Origin of the sequence: Loktanella agnita (assembly GCF_046640325.1) — a bacterium.
GTDB classification, from domain to species: Bacteria; Pseudomonadota; Alphaproteobacteria; order Rhodobacterales; family Rhodobacteraceae; genus Yoonia; species Yoonia agnita.
Genome location: NZ_JBJMBF010000007.1, coordinates 45,985 through 71,438, shown reverse-complemented (window position 1 = coordinate 71,438; position 25,454 = coordinate 45,985). Strand labels below are relative to the sequence as shown.

Genomic DNA, 25,454 nt, shown 5'->3' with positions numbered 1-25,454 from the left:
CGTAAAGGGGAAAATGAAATGTCTGATATGAACGCGATCCTAGAGCCGGGAATTCTGGTCCGCCATCCCGATTGCCCCGCATGGGGCACCGGGCAGGTGCAGTCAAATATTGGTGGTAAAATCACAGTAAACTTTCGCGAACAGGGCAAGGTGGTCATTGACGGGTCCCAAGTCATGCTCCTTCTGGTCGACGCAGAATAGCAACGCAACCGAAGGTAGTTGTAAGTGTCGCCGTGTCAATTGGCATTCTAAATTGGTAAACGGCAATTGGTTGCCAAAAGGTTACCGGCTGCCTAGAAAGCCACGCAGCGCCAAAAGGTCCGTTTTGCCCATGCACCGTCACAGTCCTGCTTTTACGGTCACCATGGCCGAAACGGCTGCCGATCTGCGCGCGGCGCAACGCTTGCGTTATGATGTTTTCGTGCGTGAATTGGGCGGGAGTGGCCCGCTGGTTAACCACGCGCAAGGCTGCGAAGTCGATGATTTTGACCCGCATGCCAGCCATCTGTTGCTGCGTGATATGCACCGCGATCCCGGTGATCAGGTGGTGGGCACTTATCGGTTAATGACCGAAGACACCGCCCGGCAGGCCGGCGGGTTCTATTGCGAGGCGGAATATGACCTGCAGCGCTTGCGTGAAACCGATCACAAGCTGCTTGAACTGGGGCGGTCCTGCCTGCATCCGGCGTATCGGGGCGGCACCGCAATGATGCATCTTTGGGGTGCACTCGCGGATTATGTCAAAGCCCATGACATCGGGCTGATCTTCGGCGTGGCCTCCTTTCATGGGACGGATGTACAGGCGATGGCTGGACCGCTGAGCCTGATGCACGACCGGCATCTGGCCCCGGCGCATTTGCGGGTGCAGGCCAAAAAAACCGGCGCTCATGCAATGAACCTGATCCCGCCTGACCAAATCGACCGGGTGGCCGCCATGCGGGACACCCCCGCGCTGATCAAAGCCTATCTGCGGTTAGGGGCTGTGGTGGGTGAAGGCGCTTATATCGACACTGCTTTCAACACGACTGATATCTGCCTGATCCTGACCACTGACGCGATCAGCGCCCTGCAACGCAGCATTTACGCGCGGGGTGCGGACAATGGCTGAAATTTGGTACGGCACCGAAGAACCCGCCCCGCCAGTGATTACGCGCGTGGGTTGGGCGCGGGTGGCGCTGCGGGGGGTTCCCATCGCGGGTCTGGTCTTTGGCGGGCTGGCGGTACTTTTGCTTGTGCGACTGGTCGAGCGGCCGTTTTATGGGCTGCAACGACCGATCACGCCCTTTATCACCCAATTCGTTTGCCGGGGGTTTTTTCTTTTGCTGGGGATGCGGCACCGCAGTATTGGCCGACCCATGCGCGGGGCCGGGGCCGTGGTCGCCAATCACGCATCTTGGCTGGACATCTTTGCGCTGAACCTGCGCAAGCGGATCTATTTCGTCTCAAAGGCAGAGGTGGCAACATGGCCCGGCATCGGCTGGCTGGCGCGCGCCACAGGTACGGTCTTTATCGAACGACAGCGAAGGGACGCAAAAGCGCAGATCGCGCTGTTCCGCGAAAGGCTGGCGGCAGGGCACAAGCTTTTGTTCTTTCCCGAAGGGACCTCCACCGACGGGCAGCGGGTGCTGCCTTTCAAGCCAACGCTTTTTGCCGCCTTCTTTGACGAAACCTTGGCCGCTGATTTGCACGTGCAGGCGGTCAGCGTCTGCTATCACGCGCCCGCAGGGGCCGACCCGCGGTTTTACGGCTGGTGGGGTGATATGGAATTCGCGCCTAACCTGCTGGGAATCTTCGCAGCCCCCCGTCAGGGCGGGGTCACGGTGATCTATCACGACCCGGTCAGGATCACCGATTTCGCCAATCGCAAGGCATTGGCAAAAGCAATGGAAGAGGCGGTACGCTCAGGCCTGGCCAAGCATGGCCTGATGCAGGCTGCCCAGCGCTGAAACCGGATCATCCGTGGCCCAAATCTCATCTCCGATACCAAAGAAATCGCTATGCGGGGCCAATTTGCGGATCAGATCGACCGATAGCGCACCTTCGGCCACCACTGGCACCTCGATCATCATGGACCACCATTCGAACAGCTCCAGCTCTGCCTGACGGCCATCGCCCAAGGGGGTCACACCGACCGGGCCAAAACTGACATAATCCGCGCTTTGCTCACCCGCCGTCATGCCATCATGGCGGGAATTGGCGCAGAAACTGCCAACAATCGCATCCGGCCCCAGCGCCTTGCGGACCTTGGCGACTGAGCGGGAGCCATCTTGCAGATGCACACCGTCCAGCCCCAAACGTTCAACCATCAACATATGGCTGTCGATCACCAGCGCCACATCGCGGGCATGGGTTACCTCGCGCAGGGCATCGGCGGCCTTGGCGATACGGGCATCATCCTTGGTGCCCAAGGCCAAGCGCACACAGGCGACCGGCACCTGATCCAGACAGCGGGCCAGCTGATCGGGATAGCTGGACAGGTCGAATTCTGGCGGCGTGATCAGATAAATCTGCGGGGCGTCTTGGGCGTCCGACATTTTGGGCGTTCCGGTATTATGGTGGCGGTTCGGCGCGTTTTAGCGGGGTTTGCGGCGCTTGGCTATGGCTTCGGCGGTAAAGAGGACGCATAGGCCAGCGCCATCCGCACAATCTGTGCGCGGCGGGCGTCATCCGCCAGAACATCCTCTGACACATCGACCATCCCGCCCATCTTGCGCCCGGTAAAGGACAAGGGGCTGATCCCGGCGATCTGTAACGCCTCGGGCTCAGCAGCTTTACCCACACGAGCCATGCCGCCCCGGGCGTGCACACCGCAGACCATGTGGCCGTGGTGCAGAAAGCAAAGCCCACCAAACATCTTCTTTTCGCTGATCCCCGGCACATCGGCCAATTCAGCGCGCATCAGTTCTGCGTGCCCTTCATCATATGCCATGACGGCTCCTTGCCTTGTGGTCAGGCGCAGCGTATCACGCGCCGCGTTCACAAAGGAAGCCGCATGCCACAGTCCAATCCGCAGCCCACCATTGTCCTGATCCGGCCCCAGATGGGTGAAAACATCGGTGCCGCCGCGCGGGCGATGTGGAATTTCGGGCTGGACCGGATGCGGATCGTGGCACCACGGGATGGCTGGCCCAATCAAAAAGCCGTGGCGATGGCCAGCGGCGCGGGGCGACTGCTGGATGAGGCGCAGCTAAGCGACGACACCGCAGGCGCGATCAGCGATTGCAGCTTTGTTTATGCCACCACCGCCCGACCGCGCGATCTGACCAAGCCGGTTTTCACGCCAGAGGCCGCAATGAAAGACGTGCGCGCCCGGATCGCTGCGGGCGAAAAGGTCGCCGTGATGTTCGGGCCAGAACGGGCAGGTATGGAAAATGACGATATCGCGCGGGCTAACGCGATCATCTCTGTCCCGGTGAACCCCGATTTCCCCTCGCTCAACCTTGCGCAATGTGTGCTGCTTTTGGGCTATGAATGGCGGCGCGAGGCGGTGCCGACAGAGTCTTCCCGCGTGGATGCGGTGGGCGACTGGGCCGAACAGATCGAGATCGAAAAATTGTCCCAGCACTATGAAGAGCGGATGGAAGAGGCCGGTTTTTTCTATCCCGAGCATAAGGCCGCCAATATGAAGCTTAACCTGCGCAACCTCTGGTCACGGATGCCGCTGACGCGGGCAGACGTGCAGATGCTGCACGGGGTCATGCGGCAGATGGTGCGCTGGAAAGAACGGGGGTAAGGTGGATCATGATCCACCTTACGGGCTGGATCGTGGGTCAGGACGGGGCGGCTGGCGTCAGTACGCGGACAAGGCGAAAGCCAAGGAAGGATCGCCGATACCCTTCAACCGGTGAAATTCGTCTTGCAGGTCGCAACCCATCCATTGCGGTTGTGTATGCGCCGCCTTTTGCGACTGTTTTCCCGCATTCCTGATAGGGCTTGCTGATTGCCAAGTATGCGCTGCTGCGCGACACTGAAAGATGCTGAGCTGACCAGCATGATTGCGTGTGCTCCGAAACATTGCCGGACATATGACGCACCCCCCAGGCATTTGCTGCATCAAGCTCATCGACGGGCACAGGCTGCCATCTGTTCACAAGCTCAGCCATGCCTTCGGGTCTTTGACGCTGTCGTAAATGTTCGGTCGAGGCACGCGAGAAATTAGCCTGATCTGGCGTCAATTCATCGCCTTGTGCAAATCGCGTCGCGGTCCCGGCACGGGCGGCATATTCCCACTCCGTTTCCGTCGGCAGGCGATAGACATCGGCACCCACGAGGCTGTTCAGCCATGCCGCATATTCAAGCGCATCAACGTAGGAAACATCAACGACCGGGTGCGTTGGTCCGAGAGCCACGTAGCCGTCGGGCCTTAGAGCGCGATGATCTGGATTATGTGAGCATCCGCCATCAGCGACACAATGCATCCACTCCGCATGGGTTATCTCGTTGCGCCCAATCGCAAACGGTATGTCAATTTCAACACTGTGACGCGGGTGCTCGTTCGGTATAATGTTGACCTCATTAACGTCCCGAACGCCTCTCGTGGCGTTTTCTCCGTAAATGTCAAAAGGGTTCCGCGACTCCCCCGGAATTGCGCCCATCATGAAAGACCCGAGCGGCATCACGATCATTTCGGGGCAGTGATCGCATTCGCGAAACCGGTCAAGCGGTGTCACCGTTTGCCCCCTGAGCAGCATGTGGCGGAGCGTATCCTCGGCGCTTGCGGTGAGCGGAAGCATGAGAAGGCATGCGGCGGTGATCAGATGGAACATGGCACCCTTTGGCATGGCTTCGTTGCCCCGGACTATGGGGCACGTAGGGTCGCGGCACAACACGCATGTCTGAATATCTGGTTAATCCAGCGTCTGCCTTGGTCCGATGTAAGTCCGATAGTTTTCCGATCACAATTTTCGGCCCCCTCGCGGCATCCTGACGCTTGCAGCCGCCCCGGTGCCGCCCTAGGTTCCGCCCTAGCCAAAAGGAGCCGCAAATGCCCGAAAAGCGCAGTATTTTTGAAGAGGTGGGCGATAGCCCGAAACAAGCCGCAGCCCCCGGCGGCATCGACCGCGGCGGGCAGGGCGCGCGCGGGCTGATCCGGGGCTGGCTGATGCTGCTTTTCGCACTGGTTGTCGTCATGATTGCCGTAGGTGGACTGACCCGTTTGACCGATAGCGGGCTGTCGATCACCGAATGGAAACCAGTCACAGGGGCGTTGCCACCCATGTCGGCGGGCGCATGGGAAACCGAGTTCGACAAATATCGCACCATCCCGGAATATCAATTGCAGAACAAAGGGATGACCCTATCAGAGTTCCAATATATCTATTGGTGGGAATGGGGACATCGGCAGTTGGGCCGGGTGATCGGGCTGGTCTGGGCTGTTGGCTTTCTTGGTTTTCTGGTCACGAAAAAGATCCCTAATGGCTGGACCGGGCGGCTGGTTTTCATTGGCGTATTGGGTGGGCTACAAGGGGCTATCGGCTGGTGGATGGTCTCTTCGGGGCTAGAGGATGGGATGCTTGATGTGGCCTCCTATCGTCTGGCAATCCACCTTGGGCTGGCCTTTGTGATCCTTGGGTTTATCGCGTGGTATCTTTACCGGTTGGGGCGGACCCAGGCAGAGCTGTTGCAGGCCCGTCGCGATGCCAACCCCGGATTAATACGCCTTTCCAATGTGTTGGCGGGCTTTGCGTTTGTTCAAATCCTGCTGGGTGCGCTGGTCGCAGGGATTGACGCAGGCCGCGCTTACCCTGATTGGCCCTTGATGGCCGGTGGGTTTCTACCGCCGCAGCCTTTCGATCTTGTGCCGCTTTGGCGAAACTTTTTTGAAGATGCCGGACTGGTGCAATTCATGCACAGAATGGCCGGTTACCTATTGTTTGCATTCGGTATTTTCGTCTGGCTGAAGGCACGCAAATCGGCCTATCGGCGGACACAGGCGGGGTTCAACATGATGATGGCGATGATGCTGGTGCAGGTCATCCTTGGCATCGTCACGGTGATTTATTCGGCGCCATGGCAGGTTGCGATCCTGCACCAGTTTGGGGCAGTAATGCTGTGGGCGATGATCCTGCGCGGTCGGTTTTTGGCGCAATATCCTATTTCACAATCTGTTAGAGGCTAATTAAATGAATGCATATCAAGATCTTATGAGTTTCCAACGTGAGACAGAGGCATTGGCGCAGGTCGCGGGCCGCCTTGGCTGGGATCAGGAAGCGATGATGCCCGAAGGGGCGACCGCACAACGTGCTGAAGAGCATGCCGCAATGGCCCATATCCTGCACGCTCGCCGGATTGACCCGCGCATCGGCGACTGGTTGGAAAAAGCCGAAGCGACGGATGAAATCGCAGCCGCCAACCTACGTGAAATCAAGCGCAGCTTTGCGCGTACCGCCAAGGTTCCCGCACGTCTGGCGGCGGAACTGGCCAAGACCACATCGCTGGCCCATCGCATCTGGGCCCGATCACGGGCAGAAGAAGACGTGGCGGCGTTTCTGCCAATATTACAACAGGTTGTGGACCTGCGCAAAGAAGAGGCCGCCGCGATTGCAGGTGATGCCGATCCCTATGATGCGCTGCTGGATGATTACGAACCCGGCGCGACAGGGGCCAGCCTGTCAGCAATGTTCAACGCGCTGCGGCCCCGGCTGGTCGACCTGCGTGCCGCGATCCTTGACCGGCCTGCGCCTGCCGCGCTGACCGGATCTTTTGACGAAGCCATCCAGCTTGCGCTTTCGACAAAGCTGGCCACGGCTTTCGGATATGATCTGACCACCGGGCGGATGGATAAGGCCGTGCATCCGTTTTCGTCGGGTTCAGGTCTTGACGTGCGGATCACGACGCGGACCAACCCGATTGATCCGTTCAACTGTTTCTATTCCACCATTCACGAAGTTGGCCATGCGGCTTATGAGCAAGGTATTGATGACAAACATCTTTTGACCCCGGTTGGGCGCGGCGTGTCGATGGGTGTGCATGAAAGCCAAAGCAGGATTTATGAAAACCAGCTGGGCCGCAGCCGGGCGTTTACCGGCTGGCTCTATACTGAGATGCGGGATGCCTTTGGCGATTTCGGCATCCCGGACGCGGATGCGTTCTATGCCACGGTGAACCGCGTCAGCGACGGTTGTATCCGGACTGAGGCGGACGAGGTCCAATATAACCTGCATGTCCTTCTGCGCTTTGATGTGGAACGGGCGTTGATGGCGGGCGACCTTGCCGTCAACGACCTGGAGGCCGCTTGGAATGATCGGTTCAAGGCCGATTTCGGCTATGCGGTAGACAAGCCGTCCAACGGGCTTTTGCAGGATGTGCACTGGTCCGAAGGGCTATTTGGCTACTTCCCGACCTATACGCTTGGCAACGTTTATGCAGGCTGTCTGCATGAGGCGCTGCGGGCGGCGATCCCGGATCTGGATGATGATCTGGCGCGCGGCGACACATTGCGGGCCACGGGTTGGCTGCGGGAAAACCTGCAACAGTATGGTGCGCTACGCACCCCTGTTGAAACCATCACCCATGCCGCAGGTCAGGCCCCCAACGAAGCGCCGCTGCTCAGCTATCTGGAACAAAAGTTCGGCGGGATTTATGGGCTTTAAGACCAGTCTGGGGTGCGTTTTTCCAGAAAGGCCGTGACGCCCTCATCAGTGTCACGGTCCAGCATATTGTGGACCATCACGTCACCGGTGAAGCGGTAGGCGTCGGCCACAGACATCTGTGCCTGTTGGTAAAATGCCTCTTTCCCGACCTTCACCGCCGCGGGCAGTTTTGAGGCCACTGTCGCGGCCAATTGCATCGTTTCGCGTTCCAGCGCATCGGCATGGACCGCCCAATTGATCAGCCCCATTTCCTGCGCTTCACGCGCATTCGCAAAGCGCCCTGTGGTCAGCATCTCAAACGCGGCTTTTCGCCCGATATTGCGGGACAGGGCGACCATCGGGGTGGAGCAAAACAGGCCGATATTCACACCGTTCACCCCGAACCGGGTTTCATCAGCGGCCACGGCCATATCGCAGGTGGCAACCAACTGGCAGCCCGCAGCGGTGGCGATCCCGTGAACCTGCGCGATAACTGGCTGGGGCAGGGACTGGATGCGCTGCATCAGGGCAGAACAGCGATCAAACAAATCCTTAAAATAGGCCGCACCGCCATCGTTTGCCTGCCGTCCGGCCTGCATTTCCTTCAGATCATGGCCCGCGCAGAACGCCTTTCCATTGCCGCGCAAGATGATAACCCGGATTTCGGGATCGTTGGCGATCGTGTCAAAAGCCTGCTGTAGCGCCGCCAGCATCGCATCCGACAGGGCATTCAGCCGCTCAGGCGCGTTCATCGTCAGCGTTGCAACAGACGCAGCGTCTTCTCTGATCAGGATTGTCATTCAAAGCCCCCCGTGCTGATTTGAACGGAGCGTAAGACAGGGAGGCGCGATTTGGAACTGAAGATGGACATTCCCGCACTGGAAGATTTCATTGCCACGCAATTCCCGCAGATCGGCAGTGATTTCAAAGTCGAAGCGCTGACCGCAGATGGCGTGACGGTTCGGCTGAAAGTGTCCGAGCAGCATTTGCGCCCCGGCGGCACAGTGTCAGGGCCGACCATGTTCGCACTGGCCGACGTGGGGATGTATTTCGCGATCCTGTCACGCTTGGGGCCTGTGGCGCTGGCGGTGACGACGAATTGTTCCATCGACTTTATGCGCAAACCGGCTGCCGATACGGATATGATCTGTGAAGCAAAGCTGCTGAAGCTGGGGCGCGTTCTGGCGGTGGGGGATGTGCTGATGTTCAGCGAAGGAAGCCCCGCGCCGGTCGCCCGCGCGTCATTAACCTATTCGATACCGCCGAGATAAAAAATGGGCCGGCAATTCACCGGCCCAGTCAGGAAGATAGGCAGGATGTCAGCCCTGCCAGAAAGGTTTGGACGCTTCTGCATGCGCAGAAAGCCGATCCAGACCAATGTCTTTCAACTGATAATCCGTAAGATGCGCGAGGGTCAGGCGGGTTTTTCGGCGGGTGTCCCATTTAACCACGGCAACAGCGAAACCTACAGCGACAGCGGCCAGCACGGGCAGGCGGGTCTGACTGTTCAAAGCGGCAATTTGCGCAGGGTGGAGCGCGTGTGACATGGGACAACTCCTTCTATTGTGTTGACACAATGTCGCTTATTGCGACATACAATGGATACAATTTGAAATGCATGATGGTCTAGTAAATGATTGTACCTGATACAATATGGCAACCCGATGAGAAACAAAACGGGCGGTCCAAATATGAAACGCTTGCCCGCACGATCCGCGCGCGCATCGCATCCGGCGATCTGTCCGAAGGTTACAAGCTGCCCCCGGTCCGCGATCTGGCCTATCAGATCGGCGTGACGCCGGGCACCGTGGCGCGCGCTTACCGTGTGCTGATTGAAGAGGGGCATCTGACCGCTGGTGTGGGGCGCGGCACCTTTGTCGCGGCACAAAAGCCCGTTCCTGTCCGCAGCTTACCCACGACCACGTCGTTCTTTGATCCGGTGTTAGAGCGCGACGGCCAGGCGCATCTGCTTAGCCCGAAAATGCCGGATGTGGGGCAGGGGGCCATCATGCGCGAGGTGCTGCATGATTTGGCCGATGCTGTCGCGCCCGATATGTTACTGCGCTATCCAACCCGCGACACTGATCTGCCCGCACGGCAGGCCTTTGCGGCGCGGTTGGACGCAGAACAGATCGGTGCATTCACCCTTGATGATATCGTCACATCCCACGGCGGGCAAAGCGCGATCCTGATGATCCTGCAAAGCGTCCTGCAGGGGCCGGCACCGGTGATCGCTGTGGATGAGCTGAGCTATGGTGGCTTCCGCTCCGCTGCTGTTCTTTGCCGGGCAGAGGTGGTCGGAATCCCCTGGGATGACGCGGGGCCGGTGGTATCCGCGCTAGAGGCCGCCATCCGGGACTATGATATTCAGGTCTTTTGTACCTCTGCCGAGGTCAGTAACCCCACAGCAATCCAGACTACTGCCGCGCGACGTGTTGAAATCGCCGCGGTCGCAAAAAGGTACAATGTCCATGTGATTGACGACGATTGTTACCGTCTGATGAATACAAAGCGTGTAGGCCCCAGTTATCGCGCCCTGCTGCCGGATTTGGGCTGGTATCTGACATCGCCGTCAAAATCCATCACTGCGGCGCTGCGGATCGGATTTGCAGTCGCGCCAGAGGGCTGGACCGCCGCCCTGATGCGCACGGCAACCTTCAGTTCTTTCGGCGTTACCCGGATCGTGACGGACCTGTATGCAGGGATGATGCAGCATGGGCAGATTGATGCGGTGATCAACCATACCAAGTCCCGGATCAATGCCGATGTTAGCGCTGCGGCGCGGATATTGGACGGCCACAAACTGCGCTATGCGGATAGCGTGCCCTTTATGTGGTTGGAACTGCCCAGAGGCTGGCGGGCCGGGGAATTTTGTCAGGCAGCCGAAAGCTCTGGCGTGCTGATCAAATCGGCCGAGGATTTTTCACTGCGTGACGGGCGAGCCGTCCACGCGATCCGAATTGCCGTCAACGGGCTGATCCCGCATGACAGTTTTGTCGAGGCAATCGAACGATTGACCGTCTTGCTTGAAAACCCGACAGAAAGGTTGGCGCTGTAATTTGGGGTAAAATAATACCTATTTTTTAACATCTTGTTTTTAAACATTTTATCAGAACACATGCCGCTTGACTGCAAATTGCACCCCTCTATAACGGCGCAATCCGAATGACAGTGGCCGCGTGCCACCCCAACGATATTGGTGAGACATGAAAACCTTTACCGCGACACCTGCGGATATCGACAAGAAATGGATCCTGATCGACGCCGAGGGCGTTGTTCTGGGTCGTCTTGCATCGATCATCGCAATGCGCTTGCGCGGCAAGCACAAGCCGTCCTTCACGCCGCACATGGATATGGGCGACAACGTGATTGTCATCAACGCTGAGAAAATCCAGATGACTGGTAACAAGCGTGATGAAAAATACTACTGGCACACCGGTCACCCCGGCGGGATCAAGTCCAAGACCAAGGCTGAGATCCTTGAAGGTGCGCATCCTGAGCGCGTTATCATGAAAGCCGTTCAGCGCATGCTGCCAGGTGGCAAGCTGTCCCGCCAGCAGATGACCCATCTGCGTGTCTTTGCAGGTGCAGAGCACGGCATGGAAGCCCAGAAGCCCGAAGTTCTGGATGTAAAATCCATGAACAAAAAGAACACGAGGACTGCATAATGGCTGATCAAGTCAATTCGCTCGAAGAGCTGGGCCAAGTCGCTGAAGGCGTTGAAACCGTCGAAGCTGTCGTGGAAACGGCCGCCCCCCGCGAGCCTGTCCGCGATGAGTTGGGACGCTCTTATGCCACCGGCAAACGTAAAGACGCGGTTGCCCGCGTCTGGATCAAGCCAGGTTCCGGCAAAGTGACCGTCAACGGCAAGGACATGAACACCTATTTTGCACGCCCCGTGCTGCAAATGATCCTCGCGCAGCCATTCTCGGTTGCCGGTGTCACAGGTCAGTTCGACGTCGTCGCGACCGTCAAAGGCGGCGGCCTGTCCGGTCAAGCCGGCGCGGTCAAGCACGGTGTGTCTAAGGCGCTGCAACTTTATGATCCATCGCTGCGCGGTGCCCTGAAAGCTGCGGGCTTCTTGACACGCGACAGCCGTGTGGTTGAGCGGAAAAAATACGGTAAGCGCAAAGCACGCCGGAGCTTCCAGTTCTCGAAGCGTTAAGATCAGCCTACATGGCACTGAGAAGGGCGGTCCGGTTGGGCCGCCCTTTGTTTTTGAGAAGGTGAGCTGGCCATAATTTTTCGGTGGCCTGTATCTGTGTGTCGCGGGACACCCTAAGATTGATTTATGTATTAAAAATAGACCAAAGAGTGATTTTTGTCACAGATTAACCTGTAAGACGCGTTCAAACTCCAAAGCTGCAACATTCGCTATTCGGCGCAGCGCTTAGGCACTGAATATATTCTGCGGATCGTTTGACGCATGCGATGGATCCTTATTTTTATTTAACTGAGCAGGAGTGACATCGTGCAAAATCCTCATTTTCTGACGGCCTTGACGCTTTTATCAACGGTGCTTGCTATCCCGGCTGCGGCCCAATCGACAGACCCGATGCGCGCCTGCATGACCGATGACTGGTTGAACAAATCCGACGCGGCCTTCGCCGCCGACTGCGCCGATTTGGCCTTTGACGGCACGTTGCGGCAGCGCGAATTCCTCGCTTGGCTGTTCTTCATCCGGGTCAATCGGCTGATCGAGGATAAGGCGGGCGTCTCTGACACCGACAGCGTGCCGGTCTGGATGGCCTGGCCCACGGATGCGGATACGTTCACCTGCAGTCCGAATTTCACCTTTATGGACCGCGATGTGATTTTACCGTCGGGCGAGGCGGGATTTACGCTTCAGGCTGCAGCCGATAACCGCAAATACATCGTGCCGGTCACGGAAAAGAAAGTGCTGGCAGGTGATGTTGCAGTGCATGAACCCGATGCGGCGAATGAAGAAGTTACCCGCAATCAGCTGAGCTATGACTACGTCACGGGTTCTGGGCTGAATAGCACCCCGGGTGTGATCTCGTATATTGCGGCGGGGAATGCGGTGGACTTGCCGGTCGGTTCCATCGAGTTGAAAGCATCCTGGCTGAAAGTGCCGCCATCCGGCCCGCCAGAGGGGGCGCTGACCTTTAATTTTGAATCGGGCGAACACTGGTTTCGGGGCTTGCACATCATGGCCAAGATGGCACCGGCGCCCGAGGGCGACGAGGTGTTCTATTCTGAAACGCCAAGCTGGTTCTGGACGACCTTCGAGTTCAACAACAATACCGGTGTCCAACATGTGCGGGATGACTTCATCACGCAACGCGCGCCGCTCAACCCGGTGGACATTGATGCCTTGCTTGAGTGGGGTGGGATTGCCGGGCTCGGCTTCAATAATTATGCACCCAACGGTACCCAAATCCGCTTTACCGTTGACGGAACCGGAGAGGAGCCGGTGATCCTTGGCCATACGGATATGGAGGATTTTGCAGGGACGCCGAATACGGCCCAGCCGCGCTATTGGCGGGCCTTCGATGCATCTTGTCACACCTGTCATGCGACCGCGTCGATCAACCTCGACACCGGAGACTATTTCCCCTTCACCGTGCCGACAGGCGCGCTGACGCCCGAGTATAATGCACCCAACCCGAACACCAGCCAGCCACCCCTGGCGCTGGGGGATGGGTTTGTGCCGCTGGACTTCATGTGGCCGATTGCGTTTCAGGCGCAAAGCTATTGCCCGCCCAAAGAGTAAGGGCGGCTGGCATAGTCGCTTGTGGGGCAACGCGAATGCCTAAGAGTTCATCACGGTGACATAAATTATGCACCTTGCGCGACTTCGTTATTGAACTTTCCGATCCGTTAGCGAAGATCGCAGCATGTTGAAGGGAGTATTCACTGCAGAGGCGAGGGGCGGGTTGCTGATGATCAGCCCGCCGTTTTTCTATGCGCTGGCACTGCTGGCGGTGCCGCTGGGTGCGGTTCTGATGTTCAGTTTCTGGACGCAGGATTTCATGACTGTCGACATGTCATTCACGCTGAACAACTATCAAGAGATTGCCGAGAAACCGATTTACGCAGCGCTTTTGAAGCGGTCGATTTATGTGTCGGGCTGCGTCACGCTTGTTACAGTTTTACTTGCATTTCCAATGGCTTACTTCGTCTCTTTTCATGTGCGGCCAGAGCGAAAATCGCTTTGGCTGTTTCTGATTACGATCCCTTTTTGGACCTCTTACCTGATCCGCGTTTTTCTGTGGAAGGTGATCCTGGGTTATAATGGGGTGATCAATACCGGGCTGATCAATGTCGGTCTGATTGATGCGCCGCTGACCTTTATTTTGTACAACGTCAATGCGGTGATCATCACGCTGGCGCACGCATTCGCCCCCTTTGCCATTTTGCCGATCTTTGTCGCATTGGAAAAGATTGACCGGTCGCTGCTTGAAGCTGCGCAGGATTTGGGCGAGAGCCGGTTTATGACCTTTTTCCGGGTGACCCTGCCATTGGCCATGCCCGGTGTTGTGGCGGCGGTGCTGATCGTTTTTATCCCGACGATCGGTGATTATGTCACTCCGGAACTGATGGGCGGGGCCGGGGGCAAGCTGATTGCGAACATGATCCAGACCCAGTTTCTGGCATTGAATAACGCGCCGCTCGGTGCGGCGCTGGCGGTGGTGGCGATGCTTTGCGTGACCGCAATCTCACTGGTTTTTGTTTTGCTGAACCGGCGCTGGTTGCGGGGTCGGTCATGAAATTGCGTGCCTATGCCATCGCGTATTTGATTTTTCTTTATGCACCAATCGCTTTGCTGCCGATCTTTGCGTTCAATGACGCCACGATCATCGCGTTTCCGTTAAGCGGATTTACCACGGAATGGTTCAGCGCGTTGTTAACCAATCGCGCGCTACATACGGCGGTGGGCAATTCGCTGTTCATCGCGGTCATGACGGCGCTTTTTTCCACATTGCTGGGGATCTGCGCGGCGCGGGCCGGGGCGATGCATCGCTTTCCGATGAAGGCGGGCATCATGGGATTTATCATGCTGCCCCTTGTGCTGCCGGAAATCATCGTCGCGGTATCGCTGTTGATTGTCGTGGTGCAGGTGCTTGGCTGGGGCCTGTCGAACTGGACGATTATCGCTGCGCATGTGCTGATCTGCACGCCGTTCTGTATTGCGATCCTGAATGGGGCGTTTCAGAATCTTGACCCGTCGATGGAAGAGGCGGCGATGGATCTGGGAGAGACCCGGTTTGGTGCGTTTCGTGCTGTCACATTGCCGCTGATCATGCCGGGGATCGTTTCATCCATGTTGATCGCTTTTACCATCAGTCTGGATGAATTTATCATCGCGTTTTTTCTGTCGGGGGCCAGCCCGACGATGCCGGTTTATATCTGGGGTCTGTTGCGCTTTCCTGCATCGCTGCCTGTCGTCATGGCACTGGGGACCATTCTTGTGGCCCTGTCCATCCTATTGTTAACAATTGCAGAAATCCTGCGCCGCCGCGGAATGGCCCGTGCCGGGGTGAAAGATAGCGGAGGGTTTCTGTGAAGCCTTTGATCACGCTGAAAGGCGTTAACAAACACTACGGCGATTACCACGCCTTGCGCGATATTGATCTGGAAATCGGCGAGGGTGAGTTCTTTTCCCTGTTGGGGCCGTCCGGCTGTGGCAAGACAACATTGCTGCGCACCATTGCCGGATTTGAGGATGTTTCCAGTGGCTTAGTGGCCATTGGTGATAAGGATATGGCGGGCGTTGCGGCCCACCTGCGCCCGACGAATATGGTGTTTCAGTCCTACGCGATCTTTCCGCATTTGAGCGTGGCAGAGAATGTCGCCTTCGGTCTGCGCAAGCGGTCTGATCTGGACAAGGCGGCAAAGCGCAAGCTTGTGGAAGAGGCGCTGGAAATGGTTGGCTTGGGCGGTTTTGGCAAACGCGCGGCCCATGCGCTATCCGGTGGGCAGCGGCAGCGTGTGGCGCTTGCCAGAGCGTTGATTTTGAAGCCAAAAGTTCTGCTTCTTGATGAACCCCTTTCAGCGCTGGACAAGAAGATGCGCGAACAGATGCAGGTGGAGCTGATGCGCTTGCAACGCCATGTGGGGATCACCTTTATTCTGGTCACCCATGACCAAGAAGAGGCGCTGGTCATGTCCGACCGGATCGCGGTGATGTTTGAGGGTGAAATCGGGCAGTTGGCGGATTCAGAGACGCTTTATAAGCGGCCTCGAAATCGTAAGGTTGCTGATTTTATTGGGAAAATGAACTTTTTATCGGCGGATGTGCAGGCGAGCGGCGCGCAGATTGATCTGACTGTCGCAGGTCTTGGTGATGTGCGGATTGCGGCGGAGCAGTCGCCGGAGCCGGTGAATGTTGGTCCGGCCGTTGTTGGTATCCGCCCGGAGATGCTAAGTATCCTGTTTACGGGCGAAACGACCACGAAATCTGTGATTGATGGCGTGGTGGATGAGGTCGTTTATTATGGCGATATGACCTATTACGATGTGCGTGTTCCGGGGGTCGAAAAGCCGCTGAATATCGCGATGAAAAACGTGATCGGTCGCCCGGTGCTGGAGGTCGGTGCGCGGACACGAGTGGTCTGGGATGCCCGGTCTTTGGTTTTGCTGAACTGACCGCACGGGCAACGCTTTTGTGCGGCGTTCAGCGTCGCCTGTATTAGGATAGGTTAACTGTTGTAAAAACACCGAAATTTGCGTTCGGCATCGCGTCGGACTTACGTCGGACTTGCATATGACCCTTTTGCCGTTTGGCAGGGGTAACGGACCGTGCGGTGCCGAATGTTAACGGGTGCCTACTTTTGCGGGCATTTGTGTTTTATCCCGCGCGTGAGATTGGCTAGCCTGCGGAAGCAGCTGCTTGCAAGGGAGGTTTCGATGGAACGTGTTGCAGCGATTGGCGGGTTCTTTTTCCGCGCCAAAGATCCAAAGGCGCTGGCGGCGTGGTATGACGCGCATCTTGGTGTGAACCCGGTTCCGGCGGGACCTGACGATGCGCCTTGGATGCAGGCGGAAGGTCCGGCCGTTTTTGCGCCATTCGCGGTCGATACGGATTATTTCGGGTCAATGGAGCAGCAATGGATGTTGAATTTCCGGGTGCGCGACCTCGCGGCAATGATCACGCAGCTTGAGGCCGCGGGGATCGAGATCGGTCGCCGTGATGAGATGGAAGGCGTCGGTTCATTCGCCCGCATACATGATCCGGAGGGAAATCCGATTGAGCTGTGGCAGCCGGTTGATGATGGATAATGAACGGTGCATCGGCAGGGCGGTCACCCTGATTGCCTAACGCATGGCAAGCGTTTTCAGTCCCGAATTCAGGTCCTGCGTGTCACCGTTTGGGCCGTGATCGTAGAAAACCGCCCGGAAATAGAGCGCGCTGCCAGCGTTGAAACCCTTCGCGGATTTTTCGTTCGCATGACGTTGGCTGAGGCGACAAAAGGAAAACCGGCGCCATGACTGACGCCGGTCTTCTGACAGGGAGGATGCTGAGGTTAGCGCATTTCGATTTTTACCTGAATCACCAATCGCTGCCTATCGCCTGCGGCTCAAACGCAATTGGTGATCTGTGATGTCTCAGGCTAAAGCCGAAACGCTTTAGCGCACGACAAAATCTTTGGTCGCAACGACCTGACCGCCTACGACAACGACGGCCAGAACATTACGGCTCGTTTTGCCACCTGTGTTGACCCGAACATGGTTGTTTGCCCCGGCGTTGAGGTTTGTGCTGCCCAACAGCCTGCCTTGTTGGCCGGTGTGAAAGTCATAGACTTCGACAACGCCGTCACCTTCTGATCTGATCAGCCCCAGGTTCAGCACTGTGCCCGCCTCAAGACGCCAAGGGGCGTTGAAAGTTGTCTCTGCGGCGCTGGAGGTCGTTGCAACGGTTGCAGCTGCGATGGCGGCGAAGGCGATTGATTTGATAGACATTGTGTTTTCCTAACTTCGTTTGATTTTGGTTTGTTTGTTTGTTTGTTTGTTTGGCGTTTTGCCATGTTGAAGAGGCTACGCCTGATAGCGTTCGCGCGATTTTTCTGCTCAGGCATTTGGGTGAAATGGCTGACCAGTCGATTTCAGGGGAACTGGTGCGTGTACCGCGTGCCGCTAGCCACAGACCTGTGCGGGCAACGCAAAGTATTGGTATGCTGATGTTGTTTCGTACATGTGCTGTCCTTGTTCAGGTTGTGTGTGACCAGCAATTGGTCCCAGTAACAAGGTTACGCATGGGCCGAGAATTTTATTCGCGGATCATCGCAAATTTTTGCGCGGGGATGGTCCGACGCTTAATCCAGTGAGATTGCATAGCGTATGGCGAGCGTTTCCAGTCCCGGATTTATATCTTGCGTGTCGCCGTTTGACCGGTGGTCATAGCTAACTGTGAGCGTCGCGCCGTTGCCAAAGACGTAGCCCGCGCCGATGGCCGCCCGGAAATGCAATGCGCCGCCAAGGTCTGGCCCGTCGCCCTGCGTATAGAGGCCGGGCATGAAAGAGGATTCGATGAAAAATGGTTTGTCCGACAGGTTGCGCGTGGTCCATTTCGCGCCTGCGCCGATCCAAGCGGCACCGTCGTCGGTGACAGACGCGCCATAGGTCACATGGAACGGGCCGTAGCGGTAGGGTGCATCATAGCCAAGGTAGATTTCCTGCCCGATCTCGTCCTCTTGAAAGATCACATTGGCGGCTTGCAGCGACAAGCGCGATGGTGCGTCTTGCAGCCGGGTGCAGCCTATGGGGCATTCGTTCAACCCCATATCGGTCAGGCTGGTGATCAGCCATATTACAGCGAGCGTGCCATCCATGTCAGCTATCCTGTTCAATCAGCCCAAGGCCGCGCAGATAAATCCCGATCCCGGATTCCAGCAAGTCTTCGGGCGGGAAGGGGCTTTTGGTGCCGGGGCTGGAGCGGGCGAAAAGTTCGACAACCCCGTGCGACATGGCCCAGATATGCGCCGAGAACATCTGCGGCGGCGGACGTTTGTCGGCCGGGATGTGCTGGCTGAGCTCCTCGGCCGCCTTTTCCAGCACGCCCATGGCGCGGGTTGCGACGGCATGTAGTTCGGGTGTCCTATGGATCGAAATACCGCTTTCGAACATAGCGATGTAGTGGCCGGGATATTTGTTGGCAAAGGCGAGATAGGCCCGGCCTGTTGCCTCGAACGCGGAGAGCGCTGATGGCTGCCCGCTGTCATAGGCGTGTTCCATCAGGTCGCCGAACATTTCATAGCCTTCATGGGCGGCGGCAGCGATCAGGTCTTCGCGTCCTTCGAAATGGCGATAGACGGCAGCGGGGGTGACGCCCGCCTCGCGCGCGGCTTCGGAGAGGGTGAAACCGGTCGGGCCGCGCTTTTCGATCAGCCGCAGACAGCCGTCGATCAGCGCCGCGCGCAGATTGCCGTGATGATATCCACGTTTAGCCATGCCAGAGGTCAGGGCCCCCTGCAATTTTCAGGTCGATTGGGCCGACGGCGTCAGGGTTCTTGCGGGCGTAGTCCAGCGGGGTCAGGATGCTGCGGATCGTCTGGACGCGCGCGCGCCGTTTGTCATCAGATCGGATGATCGTCCAGGGGGCGGCGTCGGTATGGGTTCGGCTGAGCGTTTCGCCGATGGCGTCGCTATAAGCGTCCCAGCGCGACAGACCTTCGACATCAATCCAACTGAGTTTCCACTGTTTCAGCGGGTCTTTTTCCCGGTCTAGGAACCGTTTCAACTGGGTGGCGCGCCCCACATTGAGCCAGAATTTGAAAAGCTTGATGCCTTCATGGGCGAGCATCTGTTCGAATTCAGGAACCTGAGCGAACCAGCGCTCCCGCTGGTCAGCGGTGCAGAAATCGAACACATGTTCGACCACGCCGCGATTGTACCAGCTGCGGTCAAAGATCGTGATTTCGCCCTTTGCCGGCAAGTGGGCGATATAGCGTTGAAAATACCATTGTGCGGCTTCGGTGTCGGTTGGTTTCTGAAGTGCCACCAACCGCGCGCCACGCGGGTTAAGGTTTTCGCGCAGTCGTTTGATTGTGCCGCCCTTACCAGCCGCGTCGCGTCCTTCGAAGACGATGGCGATCCGCTGTCCGGTATCGCGCGCCCAAGCCTGCATGCGCACCAGTTCGATCTGAAGGTCTTTGAGCGCACCCTCGTATTCTTTGCGATCCCAGCGTTTGTCATAGGGGTAGCTGGGGTTCAGGATGGTGGATTTGCCTGCATTTGAGATAGTCTCCCGGATATCGTCGGGTGCAACATCGCTGTAATAGCGGCTGATGCCGCCATCGAATGGTAAATCCATGAAAACTCTCCCGATCGTCTGCCTATCGTATATGGGGTTTTCGGGGGGCGGCGCAATCCGTCAGCTGGGGGCAGACTTTGTCACAAAGTCTGATGCCAAATCCTCAGCGAGGATTTGGAGGCAATTCCTGTGTCGGAATTGCTTACCGTTGTCCGGAACGTGCTGCCGCCCGGTCGATGGCTGCAATGACCGCGTCTGGATTGGTGTGATGCGGCATATGCCCGATCCCGTCCAGCCGCGTCAGATTGGCCGAGGGGAGGATTTTAAGCACCTCTTCGGCGTGGATGTCGATGGGCACGGTCGTATCTGCCGTGCCGTGGATGATTTCGACCGGCAGCGTCAGTTCCGGGTAGCGCTGAGACAGGGCCACCACTTTGGGCCGCAGTGTGTTTACCTGCCGGATATTGGCGCGGAAACTTTCAGGCCGCAGCGTCAGCCTTGCCCCGATATGTTCGGCGTAGCCTTCGGGGGCGGGTTGGGGTGCGAAAGTGGCTTCGATCCGGTCCTGCACCAAGCTTTCAGGGACAAGCGCAGAAATCAGCGGCACCGCCACAGCACCGCCAAAGGCGCTGCCGTTCACCCGGTAATACGCCCCCAAATCACCGGGCCAAGGCATTGTGACCCCGGAAATCGAGACCAATGCCGCAGCGTTTACATCTGCGTCCCGGTCCAGCCCATTCACGGCCCATGCGTAGGCCACGATCCCGCCAAAGCTGTGTCCGGCGACGATGGGATCGGTAATGCCGATTGTTGTTGCGGCCTCGCGCAGCATGGCGGCCTGTTCCAGCGGGCCGTCACCTTCGGTGGCTGTGGCACCTTTCTGCACGCCGGGCACCCGGTCTGTGTAGCCCATGCCGGGTCGGTCGAATGCGGTCACAGTGTAGCGGTCGGTTAGCCGGTCCATCAGATCAAAGGTGAATTCGCGTAGGTTCCCGCCCGCCCCATGCAGCAGGATCAGATGCGGTCCGGTCCCGTTCTGCACATAATGCACCCGTCCGCCCGTGACCTCGACGAAGTCACCCACGGGGGGATAGGTCGCTTCGGCCCGCGTGGTGCGGTAGTTGGCGCAGCCGGCGACGACGGCGGTCAGCCCGAATGTGAGGGCGGTCAGGGCGAATGTGCTACGTGCCAATATGGTCTACCTCGAATGGCGTTGTCTGATAGATCGCGTTGATCCAGTTGCCATATAGAAGATGCGCGTGGCTTCGCCACCTGTTCTGCGGCTCCCTCGCGGGATCGTCATCGGGGTAGTAGTTCATCGGGACGTTGATCGGGGTGCCGCTGGCGATGTCCCGGTCGTATTCTTGTTTCAGCGTGCCGCTGTCATATTCGAAATGGTTAAAGATATAGAGCGCCCGATGTTTTGGGTCTTCGACCAGACAAGGCCCGGCCGCGTCGCTGGTGATCAGGGTTTTCAATCCCGGTGCGGCGTCGATTTCAGGTTGCCGCATTTCGGTCCAGCGGCTGACGGGGATCACGCAATCATCTGAAAACCCGCGCAGATAAGGGGAGGCCGCGTCAGTGATCCGATGCCGGAAGCAGCCGAATGCTTTGTGATCCAGCAGGTGTTTTTGCACCCCGTGAAAATAGTTGATCATGGCCATCCCACCCCAGCAGACGCCAAAGGTGGAATGCACATGTGTCTGCGTCCAGTCGAAGACCTGTGTCAGCTCATCCCAATAGGTCACATCGTGGAATGGCAGATGTTCGATTGGCGCGCCGGTGATGATCAGCCCGTCAAATTTTTCATCGCGGACCTCACTGAAAGGTCGGTAGAATTCTTCCATATGCGCAGGCGCGGTGTTGCGCGCCTGGTGTTCGGACATACGCACCAGGCTGAGTTCGATCTGCAGCGGTGTGGCCCCGATCAGCCGGGCGAACTGGTTTTCGGTCTGGATTTTCTTTGGCATCAGGTTCAGCAGCGCTATCCGCAGCGGGCGGATATCCTGACGTGATGCGGTGTCTTCATCCAGCACCATGACGCCTTCTTTGGAAAGGACGTCATAGGCGGGCAGGGCGGCGGGTAATTTGATGGGCATGGAACGGGTCCTGATAACAGAGGAAACAGATAGGCGGCTTACCCTCGCATCTCAAGTGCGTCGGCGATCATGCCAACAAAGCCCTCCGTGTCTTTGACCTGCTCTACAGCTTCCTGCGGGACGGTGATCCCCCAGCGATCTGCCATCGCCTGATAGCGCGGCTGCCGGTGGGCGAGCGCCTTGGCAAAGGCCCAGCGGATAAAGTCATTTGGGTTCACTTTGTCAGGTACGACGTTGAATTCATTCAGGTAAGCGTCCCAGGTGGCCTTCAGGAAGACCGGGTCGTAGGACATCGGTTTGGGTTCCCGGTCGAACCGTCGGATCAGCTCTGCTGTGTGTTCTTGGGTTCCCTTGATCCAGACCATCAGTGTTTTTGACGCAAGATCAGTCATGATCGGGTCGTCGGGGTCGTTCACATCCACCCATTCGCAGATGGATCCGCCCGTGTCACAGATGAAATGCGGATATTGATAGAGTGCTTGCGCCCGGTCGATGAAATGCGCTGTGTCGTGCAAAGCCGCGATTTCGGCGGCCTGAAACTGATCCTGCCGCCGCGTGTATTCATCCCATACCAGCCCGCCCCGGTCCGGGTCGCCGGGTTTGCCCAGATAGGATGAGACGGGTCGCAGATCGTCAAAGGAAATGTTCGAGCCGATATAGATCGAGTTGGATCGCAGCAGGTCACGCAGGAACGGGACCTTCATCGCTTCGCGTTTGGCGTTGTCGGCGATCAACTCGCCCATATACCGCGTGCCGATCCGGTAATCGATGGAATAGTGAAACCAGTCGCCCTGATCACGCAACATGGTGGACAGATAGGTTTTACCCAGCCCTGACATCGCGAAGAGAAGGACACGTTTCTGCGGGGCGTTGCGCCAGTCTGAAGCATTTGCGTAGATCATGACCCGCAGAGTTAAGCCCAAGCGTGGATGAGTGCCAGCCGAATTTTGCAGATCACCTGCGCCTGCGGAGAGGGCTGGCGTTGAGGTCACAAAGGGCGGGTTATTCTCGCAGGGACGGCCAATTGGCGTCAGCGGCTGCGATCCGGCCCGGAATATCCTGTGCCCAGCGTTGCTGCACGCCGATGGAATAATTCAGGTAAAGTTTGTCATCGACGATGCGCCAGGCTTCGGGGGTGGTGGAGGCTGTGTAGCCTTCGCTGACCGCATAGGCGCAGTAGCGGCCATATTGCGGTGCATAGCGGGAAGGGTCAGCGGCGAAGGCTGCTTTGTTGTCCGCTGACGCAAAGCGCCATGTTACCCCTTGCCATTCCTGCGTGATTTCGGCGCTGCCCGCGACGGGCTGTCCTTGGGTGAAATAGGCGACGACATCGGTGCCGCCGAGCGCAACGCCATCTTCGGCGTAGATGGACGATGTATCCGCAAGCGCGTGGCCCGCCAGAAAGCTGACGGCGGTGAATGCCATGGTGGTGGTCAGAAAGTGGCGTCGGGTCAGGGTCATTATCGGCTCCATCCTGTGGTTCACAAGAAGGATCACCAAAACGGCGGGCGGCCGCCAGAGGGGACACGCGTTTGTCAGCACCTGTTACAACGAAAGAAGCTGTGCCAATCTTGGTCACAGCGTTGCGTTATCGGGTGATTTTTCGGGGGCGGTGCCGGTCCGGATCAGTTTAGACGCGGACGTTGATCGCGCTGTTGTTCCAAATACCGGTCTCTGGTCCGTTTGAAAGCGGCTACAAGACGCGGATCAATTGCGCCAAGTTGCTGGAGCTGATCGTCAAAGCTGCTTTCGCTTTGACCGTAGAACGCGTCGGCGGCGTCTTCGGAGCTATGTTTTCTTAGGCGTGCTGGCATCGATAGTTTCCTTTCGCTGCGCTGTATATATCCTGAAAAACTCAGACAATTCTGCGGCTTTTTGGCGAAACTGAACAAAAGAACAGGCAAAGTGAAGTTTAAACCGATTACAAATTTCACCTAATGATATTAAATTTTTGTTATTGTGTCAGTTTTTTTGTGAATGGCCGGATGACCCGGCATGTGCATCAACCACGCCAGATCCATCCCCCCCCAAGAACCCGTGTGCTATCCGGGTCGTAGAACACGCAGGCTTGGCCGGGTGAGACACCTTGTTCGGCGACCGCGAGTTCTACTTCTGCCTCGGTCGCAGAGATGGGGCGCAAGATCGCGTCAGTGGGCGGGCGTGTTGAGCGGACCCGCACCATTATGTGCCGTTCCTTCATGTCGGCGAACCCATCATCGCCCAGCCAGTTCACCTCGCGGATAGGCACCCGGCGGGTTGCGAGCATTTCTTTCGGGCCGACTATGACGTGCCGTTTGTCCACATCCAGTTTGACCACGTAGAGCGGATCAGCTAGCCCGCCGATCCCCAAGCCGCGCCGTTGCCCAACTGTGTAGTGGATCACGCCCCTGTGGGTGCCAAGCACATTGCCGTCCGTATCCACGATATCGCCCGGATCAGCTGCGCCGGGGCGCAGTTTTTCGATGACGGCGGCGTAGTTGCCGTTAGGCACAAAACAGATGTCCTGGCTGTCGGGTTTGTCGGCGACGCCAAGCCCGTATTTCGCGGCCAAAGCGCGGGTTTCATCCTTGGATTTCAGGTGCCCGAGCGGGAAACGCAGGTAGTCCAGCTGCGCTTGTGTCGTGGAAAACAGGAAATAGCTTTGGTCGCGGTTACCGTCAGCGGCGGCGTGTAGTTCCGCCCCGGCATCCCCCAGTTTGCGCTGGATATAATGGCCGGTGGCCATGCAATCCGCATCAAGGTCCTTTGCCGTTTCCAACAGATCCTTGAATTTCACCCGCTCATTACACCGAATACAGGGGACAGGTGTTGCCCCCGCCAGATAGCTGTCGGCGAATTCGTCGATCACGGCTTCGCGGAAGGTGTTTTCGTAATCCAGCACATAATGAGGAAAGCCCATGTCTTCGGCCACGCGGCGCGCATCATGAATATCGCGGCCTGCACAACAGGCCCCTTTTTTGGCCAGCGCTGCGCCGTGGTCATAAAGCTGTAGCGTCACGCCGACCACATCATAGCCTTCTTCGGCCAGTTGCGCCGCAACGACGGAACTGTCGACGCCGCCGGACATGGCGACGACAACGCGGGTTTGCGCGGGCGGCTTGGCAAAGCCGAGCGAGTTCAGGGGCGAATCAAGGGACATGTTTTTCCAGCTACACGAGGTTCGTAGCCAAATATAGGAAAATGCTAAATACTCTCAAGTCGGGCTTACACTTCTCATTAAACAGGACCTGTTCATAACTTTGGCAGGAGAAATGAAGAAGGGGTGCGAGATGTATCTGCGTAAGGTAGAGGGCCCACGGTCCGTCACCATGCCGGACGGCACAATCATGACAAGGGCAGACCTGCCTGGAGAGAAGACAAGACGTTGGGTTGCTTCAAGAAAAGCGGCAGTGGTGCGCGCTGTCACCTGTGGTTTAATCACACGAAATGAAGCGATGGAGCGTTATGGTTTATCGGACGAAGAATTTGCGGAATGGGAGACCGCTGTTACACAATATGGTGAGGCCGCATTAAAGGCGACGGCTTTACAACGGTATAGACAACCCTAGGTAGAGATGCGATGATCTCATG

General features: G+C 57.6%; 30 protein-coding genes. 16 read left to right on the top strand and 14 right to left on the bottom strand.

Going from position 1 to position 25,454, the window contains the following annotated elements; all coding sequences use genetic code 11:
• Positions 1 to 18 precede the first annotated feature (18 nt).
• From ACJ5NV_RS09660 to olsA, 3 genes are all read left to right on the top strand, one after another.
• A complete protein-coding gene (locus ACJ5NV_RS09660) occupies positions 19 to 201 on the top strand; it encodes a DUF3553 domain-containing protein (RefSeq protein ID WP_411643470.1) in 183 nt (60 codons plus the stop codon).
• A gap of 130 nt (positions 202 to 331) precedes the next feature.
• Positions 332 to 1,108, top strand: a complete 777-nt coding sequence (olsB, locus tag ACJ5NV_RS09655; protein WP_411643469.1) for an L-ornithine N(alpha)-acyltransferase — start codon at positions 332 to 334, stop codon at positions 1,106 to 1,108.
• Complete coding sequence (gene olsA / locus ACJ5NV_RS09650) at positions 1,101 to 1,946, top strand: lyso-ornithine lipid O-acyltransferase (RefSeq protein WP_411643468.1); 846 nt, start codon at positions 1,101 to 1,103, stop codon at positions 1,944 to 1,946. Before olsB ends, olsA begins: the two co-directional genes overlap by 8 nt.
• Here the strand turns inward: olsA and ACJ5NV_RS09645 are convergent.
• Entirely contained in the window at positions 1,902 to 2,534 is a 633-nt protein-coding gene (locus tag ACJ5NV_RS09645) for a thiamine phosphate synthase (protein ID WP_411643467.1), read from the bottom strand. The two genes, olsA and ACJ5NV_RS09645, sit on opposite strands and share 45 nt — an antisense overlap.
• Before the next feature lie 62 nt (positions 2,535 to 2,596).
• Entirely contained in the window at positions 2,597 to 2,929 is a 333-nt protein-coding gene (locus tag ACJ5NV_RS09640) for a TfoX/Sxy family protein (protein WP_411643466.1), read from the bottom strand.
• Between the two features lie 63 nt (positions 2,930 to 2,992).
• Between ACJ5NV_RS09640 and ACJ5NV_RS09635 the strand changes: the two genes are divergently transcribed.
• Complete coding sequence (locus ACJ5NV_RS09635) at positions 2,993 to 3,733, top strand: RNA methyltransferase (protein WP_411643465.1); 741 nt, start codon at positions 2,993 to 2,995, stop codon at positions 3,731 to 3,733.
• A 37-nt stretch (positions 3,734 to 3,770) separates the two neighbouring features.
• On the opposite strand, the gene ACJ5NV_RS09630 is transcribed toward ACJ5NV_RS09635, so the two are convergent.
• A complete protein-coding gene (locus tag ACJ5NV_RS09630; protein ID WP_411643464.1) occupies positions 3,771 to 4,625 on the bottom strand; it encodes a formylglycine-generating enzyme family protein in 855 nt (284 codons plus the stop codon).
• A gap of 359 nt (positions 4,626 to 4,984) precedes the next feature.
• On the opposite strand from ACJ5NV_RS09630, the gene ctaA reads away from it, so the two are divergent.
• Together ctaA and ACJ5NV_RS09620 are read left to right on the top strand one after the other, a co-directional pair.
• Positions 4,985 to 6,118, top strand: coding sequence for a heme A synthase (gene ctaA / locus ACJ5NV_RS09625; protein ID WP_411643463.1), 1,134 nt, complete (start codon positions 4,985 to 4,987; stop codon positions 6,116 to 6,118).
• Positions 6,119 to 6,122: 4 nt separating this feature from the next.
• Complete coding sequence (locus ACJ5NV_RS09620; protein WP_411643462.1) at positions 6,123 to 7,592, top strand: carboxypeptidase M32; 1,470 nt, start codon at positions 6,123 to 6,125, stop codon at positions 7,590 to 7,592.
• Here ACJ5NV_RS09620 and ACJ5NV_RS09615 read toward each other — a convergent pair.
• Positions 7,589 to 8,371 carry an enoyl-CoA hydratase gene (locus tag ACJ5NV_RS09615; RefSeq protein ID WP_411643461.1) on the bottom strand — a complete coding sequence of 261 codons (783 nt, stop codon included), beginning with the start codon at positions 8,369 to 8,371 and terminating at the stop codon, positions 7,589 to 7,591. The two genes, ACJ5NV_RS09620 and ACJ5NV_RS09615, sit on opposite strands and share 4 nt — an antisense overlap.
• Before the next feature lie 51 nt (positions 8,372 to 8,422).
• Between ACJ5NV_RS09615 and ACJ5NV_RS09610 the strand changes: the two genes are divergently transcribed.
• A complete protein-coding gene (locus tag ACJ5NV_RS09610; protein ID WP_411643460.1) occupies positions 8,423 to 8,842 on the top strand; it encodes a PaaI family thioesterase in 420 nt (139 codons plus the stop codon).
• Between the two features lie 48 nt (positions 8,843 to 8,890).
• On the opposite strand, the gene ACJ5NV_RS09605 is transcribed toward ACJ5NV_RS09610, so the two are convergent.
• Complete coding sequence (locus ACJ5NV_RS09605; protein ID WP_411643459.1) at positions 8,891 to 9,118, bottom strand: DUF1127 domain-containing protein; 228 nt, start codon at positions 9,116 to 9,118, stop codon at positions 8,891 to 8,893.
• A gap of 86 nt (positions 9,119 to 9,204) precedes the next feature.
• Between ACJ5NV_RS09605 and ACJ5NV_RS09600 the strand changes: the two genes are divergently transcribed.
• The 8 genes from ACJ5NV_RS09600 (at position 9,205) to ACJ5NV_RS09565 (ending at position 16,814) form a co-directional block, all read left to right on the top strand.
• Positions 9,205 to 10,629, top strand: a complete 1,425-nt coding sequence (locus ACJ5NV_RS09600; protein ID WP_411643458.1) for an aminotransferase-like domain-containing protein — start codon at positions 9,205 to 9,207, stop codon at positions 10,627 to 10,629.
• A gap of 148 nt (positions 10,630 to 10,777) precedes the next feature.
• A complete protein-coding gene (gene rplM / locus ACJ5NV_RS09595) occupies positions 10,778 to 11,239 on the top strand; it encodes a 50S ribosomal protein L13 (RefSeq protein ID WP_055292774.1) in 462 nt (153 codons plus the stop codon).
• On the top strand, positions 11,239 to 11,736 hold the full coding sequence (gene rpsI / locus ACJ5NV_RS09590; protein ID WP_411643457.1) for a 30S ribosomal protein S9: 498 nt from the start codon (positions 11,239 to 11,241) through the stop codon (positions 11,734 to 11,736). The genes rplM and rpsI overlap by 1 nt, the downstream gene beginning before the upstream one ends.
• A 306-nt stretch (positions 11,737 to 12,042) precedes the next feature.
• A complete protein-coding gene (locus ACJ5NV_RS09585) occupies positions 12,043 to 13,305 on the top strand; it encodes a hypothetical protein (protein WP_411643456.1) in 1,263 nt (420 codons plus the stop codon).
• Between the two features lie 124 nt (positions 13,306 to 13,429).
• Positions 13,430 to 14,302, top strand: coding sequence for an ABC transporter permease (locus tag ACJ5NV_RS09580; protein WP_411643455.1), 873 nt, complete (start codon positions 13,430 to 13,432; stop codon positions 14,300 to 14,302).
• Complete coding sequence (locus ACJ5NV_RS09575) at positions 14,299 to 15,099, top strand: ABC transporter permease (protein WP_411643454.1); 801 nt, start codon at positions 14,299 to 14,301, stop codon at positions 15,097 to 15,099. Before ACJ5NV_RS09580 ends, ACJ5NV_RS09575 begins: the two co-directional genes overlap by 4 nt.
• The gene (locus ACJ5NV_RS09570; RefSeq protein ID WP_411643453.1) at positions 15,096 to 16,181 is read left to right on the top strand and encodes an ABC transporter ATP-binding protein; all 1,086 of its coding nucleotides are present in this window, start codon (positions 15,096 to 15,098) and stop codon (positions 16,179 to 16,181) included. The genes ACJ5NV_RS09575 and ACJ5NV_RS09570 overlap by 4 nt, the downstream gene beginning before the upstream one ends.
• 261 nt (positions 16,182 to 16,442) lie before the next feature.
• Positions 16,443 to 16,814, top strand: coding sequence for a VOC family protein (locus ACJ5NV_RS09565; protein WP_411643452.1), 372 nt, complete (start codon positions 16,443 to 16,445; stop codon positions 16,812 to 16,814).
• A gap of 348 nt (positions 16,815 to 17,162) precedes the next feature.
• On the opposite strand, the gene ACJ5NV_RS09560 is transcribed toward ACJ5NV_RS09565, so the two are convergent.
• From ACJ5NV_RS09560 to mnmA, 9 genes are all read right to left on the bottom strand, one after another.
• Complete coding sequence (locus ACJ5NV_RS09560) at positions 17,163 to 17,495, bottom strand: hypothetical protein (RefSeq protein WP_411643451.1); 333 nt, start codon at positions 17,493 to 17,495, stop codon at positions 17,163 to 17,165.
• Positions 17,496 to 17,848: 353 nt separating this feature from the next.
• Complete coding sequence (locus tag ACJ5NV_RS09555; RefSeq protein WP_411643450.1) at positions 17,849 to 18,364, bottom strand: acyloxyacyl hydrolase; 516 nt, start codon at positions 18,362 to 18,364, stop codon at positions 17,849 to 17,851.
• A 1-nt stretch (position 18,365) separates the two neighbouring features.
• Positions 18,366 to 18,983, bottom strand: a complete 618-nt coding sequence (locus tag ACJ5NV_RS09550) for a TetR/AcrR family transcriptional regulator (RefSeq protein WP_411643449.1) — start codon at positions 18,981 to 18,983, stop codon at positions 18,366 to 18,368.
• Positions 18,976 to 19,845: a polyphosphate kinase 2 gene (gene ppk2 / locus ACJ5NV_RS09545; protein WP_411643448.1), complete on the bottom strand. Its 870-nt coding sequence runs from the start codon at positions 19,843 to 19,845 to the stop codon at positions 18,976 to 18,978. Before ppk2 ends, ACJ5NV_RS09550 begins: the two co-directional genes overlap by 8 nt.
• Positions 19,846 to 19,987: 142 nt before the next feature.
• Positions 19,988 to 20,977, bottom strand: coding sequence for an alpha/beta fold hydrolase (locus tag ACJ5NV_RS09540; RefSeq protein ID WP_411643447.1), 990 nt, complete (start codon positions 20,975 to 20,977; stop codon positions 19,988 to 19,990).
• Entirely contained in the window at positions 20,967 to 21,884 is a 918-nt protein-coding gene (gene metA / locus ACJ5NV_RS09535; protein ID WP_411643446.1) for a homoserine O-acetyltransferase MetA, read from the bottom strand. The genes ACJ5NV_RS09540 and metA overlap by 11 nt, the downstream gene beginning before the upstream one ends.
• 38 nt (positions 21,885 to 21,922) lie before the next feature.
• Positions 21,923 to 22,786 carry an ATPase gene (locus tag ACJ5NV_RS09530; protein WP_411643445.1) on the bottom strand — a complete coding sequence of 288 codons (864 nt, stop codon included), beginning with the start codon at positions 22,784 to 22,786 and terminating at the stop codon, positions 21,923 to 21,925.
• Between the two features lie 100 nt (positions 22,787 to 22,886).
• Positions 22,887 to 23,345 (bottom strand): YHS domain-containing (seleno)protein, encoded by a 459-nt coding sequence (locus ACJ5NV_RS09525; RefSeq protein ID WP_411643444.1) that lies wholly within the window; start codon positions 23,343 to 23,345, stop codon positions 22,887 to 22,889.
• Positions 23,346 to 23,886: 541 nt separating this feature from the next.
• Positions 23,887 to 25,023, bottom strand: coding sequence for a tRNA 2-thiouridine(34) synthase MnmA (mnmA, locus tag ACJ5NV_RS09520; RefSeq protein WP_411643443.1), 1,137 nt, complete (start codon positions 25,021 to 25,023; stop codon positions 23,887 to 23,889).
• 130 nt (positions 25,024 to 25,153) lie between these two features.
• Between mnmA and sciP the strand changes: the two genes are divergently transcribed.
• Positions 25,154 to 25,432 (top strand): CtrA inhibitor SciP, encoded by a 279-nt coding sequence (gene sciP, locus ACJ5NV_RS09515; RefSeq protein WP_411643442.1) that lies wholly within the window; start codon positions 25,154 to 25,156, stop codon positions 25,430 to 25,432.
• Positions 25,433 to 25,454 lie beyond the last annotated feature (22 nt).

Coding starts and splice junctions, on each gene's coding strand:
- ACJ5NV_RS09660 (WP_411643470.1), top strand. CDS start 19: ATGTCTGATATGAACGCGATCCTAGAGCCGGGAATTCTGGTCCGCCAT.
- olsB (WP_411643469.1), top strand. CDS start 332: ATGCACCGTCACAGTCCTGCTTTTACGGTCACCATGGCCGAAACGGCT.
- olsA (WP_411643468.1), top strand. CDS start 1,101: ATGGCTGAAATTTGGTACGGCACCGAAGAACCCGCCCCGCCAGTGATT.
- ACJ5NV_RS09645 (WP_411643467.1), bottom strand. CDS start 2,534: ATGTCGGACGCCCAAGACGCCCCGCAGATTTATCTGATCACGCCGCCA.
- ACJ5NV_RS09640 (WP_411643466.1), bottom strand. CDS start 2,929: ATGGCATATGATGAAGGGCACGCAGAACTGATGCGCGCTGAATTGGCC.
- ACJ5NV_RS09635 (WP_411643465.1), top strand. CDS start 2,993: ATGCCACAGTCCAATCCGCAGCCCACCATTGTCCTGATCCGGCCCCAG.
- ACJ5NV_RS09630 (WP_411643464.1), bottom strand. CDS start 4,625: ATGATCGTGATGCCGCTCGGGTCTTTCATGATGGGCGCAATTCCGGGG.
- ctaA (WP_411643463.1), top strand. CDS start 4,985: ATGCCCGAAAAGCGCAGTATTTTTGAAGAGGTGGGCGATAGCCCGAAA.
- ACJ5NV_RS09620 (WP_411643462.1), top strand. CDS start 6,123: ATGAATGCATATCAAGATCTTATGAGTTTCCAACGTGAGACAGAGGCA.
- ACJ5NV_RS09615 (WP_411643461.1), bottom strand. CDS start 8,371: ATGACAATCCTGATCAGAGAAGACGCTGCGTCTGTTGCAACGCTGACG.
- ACJ5NV_RS09605 (WP_411643459.1), bottom strand. CDS start 9,118: ATGTCACACGCGCTCCACCCTGCGCAAATTGCCGCTTTGAACAGTCAG.
- ACJ5NV_RS09600 (WP_411643458.1), top strand. CDS start 9,205: ATGATTGTACCTGATACAATATGGCAACCCGATGAGAAACAAAACGGG.
- rplM (WP_055292774.1), top strand. CDS start 10,778: ATGAAAACCTTTACCGCGACACCTGCGGATATCGACAAGAAATGGATC.
- rpsI (WP_411643457.1), top strand. CDS start 11,239: ATGGCTGATCAAGTCAATTCGCTCGAAGAGCTGGGCCAAGTCGCTGAA.
- ACJ5NV_RS09580 (WP_411643455.1), top strand. CDS start 13,430: ATGTTGAAGGGAGTATTCACTGCAGAGGCGAGGGGCGGGTTGCTGATG.
- ACJ5NV_RS09575 (WP_411643454.1), top strand. CDS start 14,299: ATGAAATTGCGTGCCTATGCCATCGCGTATTTGATTTTTCTTTATGCA.
- ACJ5NV_RS09565 (WP_411643452.1), top strand. CDS start 16,443: ATGGAACGTGTTGCAGCGATTGGCGGGTTCTTTTTCCGCGCCAAAGAT.
- ACJ5NV_RS09560 (WP_411643451.1), bottom strand. CDS start 17,495: ATGTCTATCAAATCAATCGCCTTCGCCGCCATCGCAGCTGCAACCGTT.
- ACJ5NV_RS09555 (WP_411643450.1), bottom strand. CDS start 18,364: ATGGATGGCACGCTCGCTGTAATATGGCTGATCACCAGCCTGACCGAT.
- ACJ5NV_RS09550 (WP_411643449.1), bottom strand. CDS start 18,983: ATGGCTAAACGTGGATATCATCACGGCAATCTGCGCGCGGCGCTGATC.
- ppk2 (WP_411643448.1), bottom strand. CDS start 19,845: ATGGATTTACCATTCGATGGCGGCATCAGCCGCTATTACAGCGATGTT.
- metA (WP_411643446.1), bottom strand. CDS start 21,884: ATGCCCATCAAATTACCCGCCGCCCTGCCCGCCTATGACGTCCTTTCC.
- ACJ5NV_RS09530 (WP_411643445.1), bottom strand. CDS start 22,786: ATGATCTACGCAAATGCTTCAGACTGGCGCAACGCCCCGCAGAAACGT.
- ACJ5NV_RS09525 (WP_411643444.1), bottom strand. CDS start 23,345: ATGACCCTGACCCGACGCCACTTTCTGACCACCACCATGGCATTCACC.
- mnmA (WP_411643443.1), bottom strand. CDS start 25,023: ATGTCCCTTGATTCGCCCCTGAACTCGCTCGGCTTTGCCAAGCCGCCC.
- sciP (WP_411643442.1), top strand. CDS start 25,154: ATGTATCTGCGTAAGGTAGAGGGCCCACGGTCCGTCACCATGCCGGAC.